We start from the raw sequence: 9,903 nt of genomic DNA on the forward strand, positions 1-9,903 counted from the left end.
GTCGAAGAGTTGCAGGCGGCAACCGTGCAGGCAATGCAGCACAATGGCCCCATCCAAGCGCTGTGCAACAATGCCGGCAATGACGACCGCCACCAGACCAAGGATGTGACGGTTGCCTATTGGGACGACCGCATGGCGGTCAATCTGCGCCACCAGTTTTTCGCGGCGCAGGCAGTGCGTCCGCAGATGAGCGCGCAGGGCGGCGGCTCGATCATCAACTTCGGCTCCATCACCTGGATGGTCGGCGATCCGGATTGCCCAGCCTATGTCACCGCGAAAGCGGGTATTTACGGCATGACGCGGGCGCTGGCCCGCGAGCTTGGCCCTGAGCGCATCCGCGTCAACTGCATGGTGCCGGGCTGGGTGATGACAGAGCGCCAGATGCGCCTGTGGCTGGACCCGGCCGGCGAACGCCAGATCGCGGAAAGGCAGTGCCTGCCCGACCGGCTGCAACCCTCCGATATCGCGCGCATGGCGCTGTTCCTCGCCGCCGACGACAGCCGCATGTGCACGAGCCAGCAGTTCATCGTCGATGCGGGCTGGGTGTGATCCGTACGGTTTCAAAGGAAGAAGGTTAGTTCATGCGTCTTGTTCAGTTCAGAATGGCCGACGGCAGCAGACGGGTGGGCCGCGTCTGCGATGACGGCAATCATCTGCACCCGCTCGAAAAGACCAGCAGCGTGCTGGAACTGGCCGAAGCGGCAATTGCCCAGGGCACGTCGATCGCAGCGCTGGTCGAGAAGCGGACCGGCACGGCGAAAATCGACTACGACCAACTGTTGCGCGATGGGCAGGTGCTCGCTCCGGTCGACCATCCCGAACCGGCGCGCTTCCTGGTCACCGGCACCGGCCTCACCCACACCGGAAGTGCCGCCGCGCGCAACCAGATGCATGTTCTGACCCATGGCGAAGGTGCCGACGAATCCGATTCCTTGAAAATCTTCCGCATGGGGCTGGAGGGCGGCAAGCCTGGCTCCGGCAAGATCGGGATTCAGCCAGAGTGGTTCTTCAAGGGCGTCGGCACCTGCGTTGTCCCGCCCGGCGCACCGCTGCCGATGCCGGCATTCGCGAAAGCCGGTGCAGAGGAAGCCGAGATCGTCGGGCTTTATGTCAATGGACCCGATGGCCATCCCTATCGCATCGGCTATGCGCTCGGAAACGAATATTCCGACCACGTGACGGAGGGCGAGAACTACCTTTATCTCGCCCATTCCAAGCTGCGCTCCTGCTCGATTGGTCCGGAACTGCTGATCGGTGACCTGCCCGAAGAAGTGCGCGGCCATTCGCGCATCCTACGCAACGGCACTGTTATCTGGGAGCAGGAGTTCCTGTCGGGTGAAGCGCACATGTCGCACTCGATCGCCAATCTCGAACACTTCCATTTCCGCTACCCGATGCACCGCAGGGCGGGCGACCTGCACGCCTATTTCTTCGGCGCGGCGGTGATGAGCTACGCCTCCGGCGTCAAGACGGCTTCCGGCGACGAGTATGAAATCCAGGCACAGACGTTCGGCAAGCCACTGCGCAACCGGATGGTGTCGGTGCCGGACGAGGGACTGGTCGCTGTTACCCAGCTGTGACGGCGCAGGCCCGAAAATTACGGTCCACCAGAACGATAATGGGAGATTAAAAATGGGACTGAGGAAAGCGTTTTTAAGACTAGCGACAATCGGGCTCAGCATCGGCCTGATGACATCGGCGGCGCTCGCCGCGAACCTTCGGGTACTGGCCTGGGACGGCTACGCCGATGCCGACTGGGTCAAGGACTTCACCGCCGCGACCGGCATCGGCGTCGATGTCGTCTTCATCGGCAGCGACGACGAGATCTGGGCCAAGATCAAGGGCAGCGAGGGCCAGGACTTCGACGTCTTTGCTGTCAACACCGCCCAGTTGCAGCGCTACATCAAGGCTGACCTGGTGTCGCCGATCGACGTCACCAAGCTCGCCAACCAGAAAGACGTGCTGCCGCGCTTCCGCGACCTGACGGCGGTCAGCGGCGTGACCAAGGACGGCAAGGTCTACGGCATTCCGTTCTGCTTCGACTCCATCGGCCTGATCTACGACACCGACAAGATCAAGCCGGCGCCGACCTCGATGTCGGTTCTGTGGGACCCGGCCTACAAGGGCAAGGTGCTGGCGTATGATAATGGCGAGCACAATTTCTCGTTCACCGCACTGACGCTCGGCTACAAGGATCCGTTCAACCTCAATGAAGAGCAGATGGCTGCAGTCAAGGCCAAGCTGGTCGAACTCAAGCGCAACGTGCTCAGCTTCTACACCACCGCCGACGAGGCGCAGCAGATCTACCAAAACAATGATGTGGCCCTGATCTGGGCCAATTACGGCCAGCAGCAGGTCAAGGCGCTGCAGAAGATCGGCGCCCATGTCGCCTATGTCAATCCGAGCGAGGGCGCGCTTGCCTGGCTCGACAACTGGGTCATTTCCAAGGGTGTCCGTGATAATGCGGCAGCCGAGAAATGGATCGATTTCATGCTGAGCAAGAGGGTCGGCGGCGAGCTTTCCGAGCGCACCGGCTTCGGCAACACGGTGACGGAAACCGGCAGCGCCGGCGGCAACGACAAGCTGGTCTGGCTCAACAATGTCGAGGACCCGCTCAAGCGTTCGGACATGTGGAACGAGGTCAAGGCAACGCCCTGATCTTTGTGCCCTCTGCCTTCGAAGGACCCGGCGGTCCGGAGGTTCCGGACCGCCGAAGCGTATGCGAGAGTATTTCATGAACCAGAACACCGACCTCTTGACGCTGCGGTCCGTCTCGAAATCCTACGGCACGGTCCCCGTGCTGCACGACATCGACCTGTCGATCAAGGACGGTGAGTTCCTCACCGTTCTTGGACCATCCGGCTCCGGCAAGACCACGGTGCTGCGGCTGATCGGCGGGCTGGAACCCCTGACGTCGGGCGAGATACGCCTGGATGGGCAAGACATCAGCCGCATGCCGATCAACCGGCGGCCGTTCAACACCGTGTTTCAGGACTATGCGCTGTTCCCGCACCTGACCGTTTCCGGCAATGTCGGTTACGGGCTTTCGGTTCGCCATGTCCAGCGCAAGGAAATCGCGCGCCGAGTCGCGGAGGCGCTGGAACTGGTCCAGCTCGGGCGTTTCGCCGACCGCTTTCCGGCGCAGCTCTCCGGCGGTCAGCGCCAGCGCGTCGCACTCGCCCGTGCGCTGATCTGCCAGCCGCGCCTGATCCTGCTCGATGAGCCGCTCGCCGCACTCGACCTCGAACTGCGCCGGCAGATGCAGGTGTTCCTAAAGTCCATCCAGCGCGAAATCAGGACCACCTTCCTGTTCGTCACCCATGACCAGGAAGAAGCCATCGGCATGGCCGACCGGATCTGCGTCATGGAGGCCGGCCATATCCGCCAGCTCGGCACGCCGCACGACCTTTACTACAGACCGAATTGCGAATTCGTCGCGCGTTTCTTCGGCGAGAACAATCTGGTGGCCGGGAAACTCGGACCGGTCCAGGGCGAGCTGCGATCGATCGAGACGGCGCTCGGGCGCCTCATCTGTTCGATCAGCGACCAGCCGCATTTGAAAGCCGCAGCGGAAGGCGCCAGCGCTTACGCCGCGTTCCGTCCAGAAGCCTTGCACCTTGCGGATGCAAAGGACACCGACAACCGTTTTTCCGGCACGATCTCCGATCTGGCCTTTGCCGGCTCGTCGACCGTCGCCACCATCATGGCCGGCGCCGACAATGCCGCGCAGCGCTTGCGGCTGCGCGTGCCTAGCCGCGTCGACGGCAGCGCGCTCAAATCCGGCGAGGCTGTATCGCTTTCGTTTGCGCCGCATGAAGGCCATCTGGTGCTGGCATGAGCGAAGCCGGATCGACACTGCCTGCGGAAAGACGGCTGTCACTGCTGGTGACGGTGCTGGCGTTTGCCTTGCCGGTGGTCTTCGTCCTGGTGCCGCTGGCGATCTTCCTCGGCTACAGTTTCTTCAGCGTCGACCAGGGCACGATCGTCTACGGCTTGTCGCTGGGCAACTATGTCAGGTTCTTCACCGATCCGGTCTTTCTGCCGGTGTTCTGGAACACCATCGTGCTGTGCGTGTCGGTGGCCATCATCTGCATCCTGCTTGCCTATCCCGCCGCCTATTTCCTGACGACGCTGAAAGGCCGCTGGCGCTACGCCTTGCTGATGCTGCTGCTGGTGCCACTGCTGATGAGCTACGTCATCAAGATCTATGCGATCCGCAGCATCCTGGGCCTCAACGGCTTCCTCAACAAGGCGCTGGTGGCGCTTGGTATCCTGCAGGAACCGTCGACGCTTTTTGTGTTCAACATGAACGCCATCCTTTTGACGCTGACCCTGCTCCTGATCCCCTTCGCCATCCTGCCGATCTTCCTGTCGCTGGAGCGGATTCCGCAGGTGCTGCTGCGCGCATCCGACGATGTCGGCGCGAGCGGCTTGCAGACCTTCCTGCGCATCACCTTGCCGCTCAGCCTGCCCGGCGTCGCTTCGGCGGCGAGCTTCGTCTTCGTGCTGGCGATCGGCGATTTCCTGACGCCGCAAATGGTCGGCGGCATCAGCGGCTTCACCTTCGGCCGCATCCTCTACAGCCAGTTCGGCACGGCCTATAACTGGCCGTTCGGCGCGGCGCTGTCGGTGGCGCTGGCCGTCGTGGTGATCGCCGCAATCCTCGTCGGCGAACGCTTTGGCCGCAACCCGGGGACTTCGGTATGAGCGCCCTGCCCCGACTGTCCACGATCTTTCTGGCCGTGATCACGACACTGGTTGCGGTGCTGCTCTACAGCCCACTGTTCGTGCCGATCGTGTCGTCGTTCTTCACCATTTCGCATGGCTCCGTCGACTGGTCGTCGCCGACCCTGTCGACCTATGTGGCGCTGGCTGAAAACCACGACATATTGGTCGCTCTGCGCACGACGCTGATCGTCGGCGTCTGCACCGTCATCCTGTCGGTGGTCAGCGGAACGCTGCTGGCGCTCTATTATCATGGGCGCCGTTCCGGACGCTCGCTGCTGCAGTTCATCATCTTCCTGCCGTTCCTGATGCCGCCGATCATCAGCGGCCTGGCGCTGCTGATCTTCTTCCGCGAGATCGGCCTCGAACGCTCGCTGCTGACGGTCGTTATCGGCCATACGGTTTTCGTGTTGGCGATAGTCTACCGCACGGTACTGATGCGGCTGCAGTCGATGAGCCGCACGCTGGTTGAAGCGTCCTACGATCTCGGTGCCACGGGCTGGCAGACCTTCTGGCGCATCATCCTGCCGAACCTGTCGAGCGCCATGGTCGGCGGCGCCATCCTGGCCTTCGCCCTGTCATTCGACGAGACCATGATCACCATCCTGGTCACTGGCACGCAAAGCACGCTGCCGGTCAGGCTGTGGGCGATGATGCGGCTTGGCTTCTCACCCGATATCAATGCGCTGGTGGCGCTGATCCTGATGTTCACCGTGCTGCTCTGCGTGCTCGCCGCCCGCTTTCTCATCCCCAGGCAAGTTGCGACGGAACGGACGTGAGTGCCGGGCAAGAGCGCCGCAATGAGGCAACCATATTCTTGGCCCGGCATCGATGCTGACATAATCGATGCCGGACCAAACGGAATGATGCTTACTGAAGCTTGGCCTGCAAGGCGTTGACATCGTCGGTGGTCATTTCACCGTCCGTCGCTACCTTGCCGTCGACGATCTTCCACAGCCGGAACGGGCCTGTGATGTCGCCATATTTATCGAAGGCGACCGGGCCGATGACGCCTTCGTAGCGGATCGGCTTGCCGTCCTTGATCAGGCCGAGCGCCTTGGCGAACTCTTCCTTGCCAGCAAAGATCGGCGTGCCGGCCGGATCGACCGCCTTGTACATCGCGTCCTTGATCTTGGCCGGGTCCTCAGAGCCGGCAATGGCGATGGCGAGGCCAACAATCGCGCCGGCGTCATAGGAACGGTCGGCTGCCGGATTGGTCGGTTCGATGCCGGAGAATTCCTTATAGTTCTTGGTGAAATACTCCGTCGAGGCCGTCGGGCTGGTGCCGGACGACGTGCCGTAAGCTTCCTTCAGATAATCGGCGCCGACGGATTCGATGAAGTCCGGGCTGTTCATGCCGTCATTGAGCAGGAATTTCTGCACGCCGCCCTGCGAGATCCAGGTGCGGGCGACCGTGGCGCCGTCGACCGGTGTGCTGACGAGGTAGAGACCGTCCGGTTCACCGGCCATTGCCGCGGTGACTTCGGAGGCATAGCTCGACTGCTTTTCATTGTAAGGCGTGTCGGAGACGATGGTGCCGCCGAGCGCTTTGTAGGCACGCGAGAATTCGGCCACCATGTTGACGCCGAAATCGTTGTTGACGTGGATGATCGACAGCTTCTTGAAACCCTTGTCGATGGCATATTTGGCGGCGGCGACACCCTGTAGCGCATCGGAGGTGATGGTGCGGAAGAAGATGCCGTTGGTCTTGCCGTCGCGGCCGAGCGCGGTGAGCGTCGGCGAGGACGATGCCGGGGAGACCTGGACGATCTTGGCCGGTGCCGTGACCGATGTCAGGATTGGGATCGACACCGAAGAAATGATGCCGCCGATGATCACAGGCACTTTCTTGACCTGCACAAGCTGAGTGGCGGCGTCGACCGCGATGTTGCCCTGGCTCTGGCTGTCGCGCGTGTCGGTGACGAGATCGCAGCCGCGCACTCCGCCGGCTCCGTTGATGTCGCGGAAGGCCATCTCGACCGACTTGGCGCCGGCCTGGCCGTATTCACCGGCCGGGCCGGTCAGCTCCATGACGAGGCCGACGGTGATCTTGCAGTCGGCGGCCTGAGCAGCACCCGCCATCGTGACGAGGGCCAGCGCTGTGGTGAGTTGGAGTATCGTCTTTGTCATTGTTGTTCCCCTTTCGTTACTCGACTGTATTTGAACTCTGGAGCTTGTTCAGCGTTCCGGCACCTGCAGCCAGGTTTCATGCAGATGTCGCCATTCGACGCCGTTGGGCGCCGATGAACTGGTGGTGAAGACGGCGCTCGATTGACGGCGGCTGTGCTTGCCTGCGCGCAGCTGCGCTTCGACATAGAGGACGACGATAATATCCGCGTCCTGCCAGCCGGGCCGGATGTCCTCGATCGAAATGGCGAAACCATCGTCGCAGGAAGCACGGCTTGCGCGGACATGGTCGACGACCGCTTCGCGATCGAGGATCTGCCCGTCCGGCGCCACCATGCTGAGGTCCTTGCCCATGGCGCGTTCGAAGCGGCCGAAGTCCACCGTGTTGGCTCGCGCGGCGACGAACCAGTCGACGAAGAAGCGGTGCAGGTCGATGATTTCGGCGCTGGCGCGTGAAAACAGGGAGGGTTCGCCGCTCATTTCTTCCCCGCATTGAGGTTGTAATGCATGATCGAACCGTGGCGGCCGCGGCGGTCGCGCTCCAGCGTGTAGACGTCACCTTCGAGGCCGGTGCCTTGCGCGATGACGGCCGCAATCCGCTCCCGGTCCTCGGCGTCGAGCGCAACGTCCATGATTTTCGCATTGGCGATGGCGTGGGCCTGGTTGCGGGCGCCGACGATGACCGCCGCCACTTGCGGCTGCTCCAGCACCCAGGCGCTGGCGATGGTGGCGACGTCAACGCCGTGGCGGTCGCCAACGGCCTTCAGCGCCTGCAGCAGGTGCTGGAACAGCTCCCAGCCGCCAAAATCATCGATGATCAGCTTGTACTTGACCAGCGAGCGGTTTTCGAGCGGCGTGGCGGGCTCGGCCGCACCGAGCCATTTGTTGCTGAGGAAGCCGCCGGCAACTGAGCCATAGCAGAGGAAGCTGACGCCGTTCTGTTTTGCGAGCGCGGCCAGGCTGTTGCCCGGGCGCTGGTCGAGCACGGAATATTGCAGTTGCTGGCTGACCAGTGGGATGCCGGCAGCGAGTATCTCGGCGAGCCTTGGCGTGTCGAAATTGGTGGTGCCGAGATTGCGCACCTTGCCCTCCAACCGAAGCTCGTTGAGCCAGCCCATGGCATCGACATAGCGCGGCTGTTCATAGTCCCACCAATGGAACTGCACGAGATCGAGCCGCTCGGTCTTCAGCCGCCGCAATGACTGGTCGACGATGCGCCTGATGTAGTCGCGGCTGATACTGGCCAGCCGTTCGAGGTCGGGCACCAGCTTGGTGTGCACCTTCATCCGGGCCGCGACGTCGAGGCCGCGCTCGCTGGCCAGCTGCAGGCGCGCGGCACCGATCAGCTCCTCGACGCCGGTGTAGATGTCGGCGCAATCATAGGTCCAGATGCCGGCATCGAAAGTGGCGATCAGATCGGCCACCGCCTGGCTGCGATCAATGGCGCCGTGGCCGCCAGCCAGCTGCCAGCCGCCGCGAATGACGCGCGAGATGGTGTAGCCGGGGCCGAGTTCGAAGGTCTTGGCGGTCATCTAAGGTCATCCTCTTTCGGCAGCGGCACCGCCGTCGTCTCGGCGTGGCTGAACCGCCGCTTGGCGGCCCTGACGATCCGCAGCCGGCTGCCGCAATTGGGATCGGGACAAGCGATCTCGGCGTCCGAGGTCATCCAGTCGTTCGGGTGGGTTGGGCGCTGCTTGGCTGCCAGCAGCGGCAACACGGCGGCGATCGAATAGATCGAAAAACCCTGCCCTGCCGGCATCGACAGCATCTCGCCCTTGAGCTCGAAATAGTCGCCTTCCTTGGCGCCGCAATAGATAGGTTTGTCCTTGGGGATGATCGCCTCGACGCGAAGGTCGAACAGCTCGAAACCGTCGTCGGCCATGTCAGGCCTCCATCAGGCTGAAGGTGACATCGCAGGCGCCGTTGCGGCGGATGACACCGCACGCGGCGGCGAACCGGTCACGCTCTTCGACGCGCACCTGCGCCACCACACTGCCGGCCAGCCAGCCTATCGGGAACAAGAGCCGCGCGCCCTGCCCGTAGTAGAGGCCAATGTCGAAGATCGCATTGGGATTGCCGCCCCACATGCGTGGCGGCACGTAGGACAGTACGATGTCGCCCGGCTGCGGGTTCAGCGTCGCGTTCTCGGCCGGCAACGGTTTTGCATAGGCCTGGCCCTCGAGGTCGGCTGATGGAACCGGACAGGAAATCTCAGGCCCCGTCCACATCGCATGGATGCCCGGAACAACGCGTGGCGTGCCGAGGTAGGCCAAGAGGAAGGCAGCGTTTTCCGGCGCCTTCTCGGGCAGCAGCAATGCCGTTACGGAAAGCTGCGAGCGCGGCTCGGTGATCCTGATGGCGGTCATGTCTGGTCTTTCACGGCGGCGGCCTGCAGCTTGCTGCGCAGGAAGGTGAAGGGTCGGCTGATGTCGGCGACCAGCGACTCGCGCGCCGCCTGCGCATCCTGCGTGGACAGCGCCGTGACGATGCGGCGGTGATATTGGGCGGTGTCGACCTCGCCGGCTTCCGAGAAGGCGTAGATGGCGACACGAATGCAGGGACCCGATTGCAGCCACAGGCTCTCGATCATCGGGATCAGCACGGCCGAACCGCAGGAGCGGTAGATCTCGAAATGAAAGCTCTGGTTGAGCGTCACTTCGCGGTCGACGTCCTTCTTGTGTTTCAAAGCCCGCATCTCGTCCCATTCGGCGAGGATGGTTTCGATGGTGGCGATCTGGCGCGGACCCATGCGGGCGGCGGCCAGCGCGATCGCCTCGCCCTCGATCAGGATGCGAGCCCGCAGGAGATCGTCGAGGCGTTCCAGCGTGATCGGCGGCACGCGCACCGAACGGTTGGGCAGCGCCTCCAGCGCCTTTTCCGTGATCAGCCGGCCGAGCGCCTCGCGCACCGGCATGGTCGAGGTGACCAAGGCGTCAGCCAGGCCACGGATGGTCAGCACCTGGCTCGGTTCGAACAGGCCGCCAATCAGGGCGCGGCGCAGCTCGGAATACACGCGGTCCTGCACGGTCTCGAGGCCGACCGGAGCAAGCT

General features: G+C 63.1%; 12 protein-coding genes. 6 read left to right on the forward strand and 6 right to left on the reverse strand.

Features of this window, described 5'->3' with window-relative positions; translation table 11 throughout:
- The 6 genes from ENZ75_RS10105 to ENZ75_RS10130 all read left to right on the forward strand — a co-directional run.
- The coding region (locus tag ENZ75_RS10105) for an SDR family oxidoreductase (protein ID WP_164887774.1) at window positions 1–549 on the forward strand (549 nt) is incomplete at its 5' end.
- A gap of 32 nt (window positions 550–581) precedes the next feature.
- Window positions 582–1,580: an AraD1 family protein gene (gene araD1, locus ENZ75_RS10110; protein ID WP_063167575.1), complete on the forward strand. Its 999-nt coding sequence runs from the start codon at window positions 582–584 to the stop codon at window positions 1,578–1,580.
- Window positions 1,581–1,632: 52 nt separating this feature from the next.
- A complete protein-coding gene (locus ENZ75_RS10115) occupies window positions 1,633–2,658 on the forward strand; it encodes an ABC transporter substrate-binding protein (RefSeq protein WP_063167574.1) in 1,026 nt (341 codons plus the stop codon).
- Between the two features lie 76 nt (window positions 2,659–2,734).
- Window positions 2,735–3,838: an ABC transporter ATP-binding protein gene (locus ENZ75_RS10120; RefSeq protein ID WP_063167573.1), complete on the forward strand. Its 1,104-nt coding sequence runs from the start codon at window positions 2,735–2,737 to the stop codon at window positions 3,836–3,838.
- Window positions 3,835–4,707, forward strand: a complete 873-nt coding sequence (locus ENZ75_RS10125) for an ABC transporter permease (RefSeq protein ID WP_128278070.1) — start codon at window positions 3,835–3,837, stop codon at window positions 4,705–4,707. Before ENZ75_RS10120 ends, ENZ75_RS10125 begins: the two co-directional genes overlap by 4 nt.
- Window positions 4,704–5,504: an ABC transporter permease gene (locus ENZ75_RS10130; RefSeq protein WP_063167571.1), complete on the forward strand. Its 801-nt coding sequence runs from the start codon at window positions 4,704–4,706 to the stop codon at window positions 5,502–5,504. Before ENZ75_RS10125 ends, ENZ75_RS10130 begins: the two co-directional genes overlap by 4 nt.
- Window positions 5,505–5,595: 91 nt before the next feature.
- Here ENZ75_RS10130 and ENZ75_RS10135 read toward each other — a convergent pair whose 3' ends face one another.
- From ENZ75_RS10135 to ENZ75_RS10160, 6 genes are all read right to left on the reverse strand, one after another.
- Window positions 5,596–6,855, reverse strand: a complete 1,260-nt coding sequence (locus ENZ75_RS10135; RefSeq protein WP_013532975.1) for an ABC transporter substrate-binding protein — start codon at window positions 6,853–6,855, stop codon at window positions 5,596–5,598.
- 48 nt (window positions 6,856–6,903) lie between these two features.
- Entirely contained in the window at window positions 6,904–7,332 is a 429-nt protein-coding gene (locus ENZ75_RS10140) for a DUF4440 domain-containing protein (RefSeq protein WP_063167570.1), read from the reverse strand.
- The gene (locus ENZ75_RS10145; RefSeq protein WP_063167569.1) at window positions 7,329–8,384 is read right to left on the reverse strand and encodes an aldo/keto reductase; all 1,056 of its coding nucleotides are present in this window, start codon (window positions 8,382–8,384) and stop codon (window positions 7,329–7,331) included. The genes ENZ75_RS10140 and ENZ75_RS10145 overlap by 4 nt, the downstream gene beginning before the upstream one ends.
- Entirely contained in the window at window positions 8,381–8,734 is a 354-nt protein-coding gene (locus tag ENZ75_RS10150) for a TIGR04076 family protein (protein ID WP_013532978.1), read from the reverse strand. The genes ENZ75_RS10145 and ENZ75_RS10150 overlap by 4 nt, the downstream gene beginning before the upstream one ends.
- 1 nt (window position 8,735) lies before the next feature.
- Window positions 8,736–9,218 (reverse strand): DUF3830 family protein, encoded by a 483-nt coding sequence (locus ENZ75_RS10155; RefSeq protein WP_013532979.1) that lies wholly within the window; start codon window positions 9,216–9,218, stop codon window positions 8,736–8,738.
- Window positions 9,215–9,903: GntR family transcriptional regulator (locus tag ENZ75_RS10160; protein ID WP_164887775.1), on the reverse strand; the 689-nt coding region annotated here is incomplete at its 5' end. The genes ENZ75_RS10160 and ENZ75_RS10155, both read right to left, overlap by 4 nt.

The sequence above is a fragment of the Mesorhizobium sp. M7A.F.Ca.CA.002.04.1.1 genome, assembly GCF_004022805.1.
GTDB lineage: Bacteria > Pseudomonadota > Alphaproteobacteria > Rhizobiales > Rhizobiaceae > Mesorhizobium > Mesorhizobium ciceri.

Bases quoted from the DNA above. Each gene is read 5' to 3' on its own strand.
- ENZ75_RS10150 (WP_013532978.1), bottom strand. From the start codon at position 8,734: ATGGCCGACGACGGTTTCGAGCTGTTCGACCTTCGCGTCGAGGCGATC.
- ENZ75_RS10145 (WP_063167569.1), bottom strand. From the start codon at position 8,384: ATGACCGCCAAGACCTTCGAACTCGGCCCCGGCTACACCATCTCGCGC.
- ENZ75_RS10140 (WP_063167570.1), bottom strand. From the start codon at position 7,332: ATGAGCGGCGAACCCTCCCTGTTTTCACGCGCCAGCGCCGAAATCATC.
- ENZ75_RS10155 (WP_013532979.1), bottom strand. From the start codon at position 9,218: ATGACCGCCATCAGGATCACCGAGCCGCGCTCGCAGCTTTCCGTAACG.
- ENZ75_RS10120 (WP_063167573.1), top strand. From the start codon at position 2,735: ATGAACCAGAACACCGACCTCTTGACGCTGCGGTCCGTCTCGAAATCC.
- ENZ75_RS10130 (WP_063167571.1), top strand. From the start codon at position 4,704: ATGAGCGCCCTGCCCCGACTGTCCACGATCTTTCTGGCCGTGATCACG.
- ENZ75_RS10115 (WP_063167574.1), top strand. From the start codon at position 1,633: ATGGGACTGAGGAAAGCGTTTTTAAGACTAGCGACAATCGGGCTCAGC.
- ENZ75_RS10125 (WP_128278070.1), top strand. From the start codon at position 3,835: ATGAGCGAAGCCGGATCGACACTGCCTGCGGAAAGACGGCTGTCACTG.
- araD1 (WP_063167575.1), top strand. From the start codon at position 582: ATGCGTCTTGTTCAGTTCAGAATGGCCGACGGCAGCAGACGGGTGGGC.
- ENZ75_RS10135 (WP_013532975.1), bottom strand. From the start codon at position 6,855: ATGACAAAGACGATACTCCAACTCACCACAGCGCTGGCCCTCGTCACG.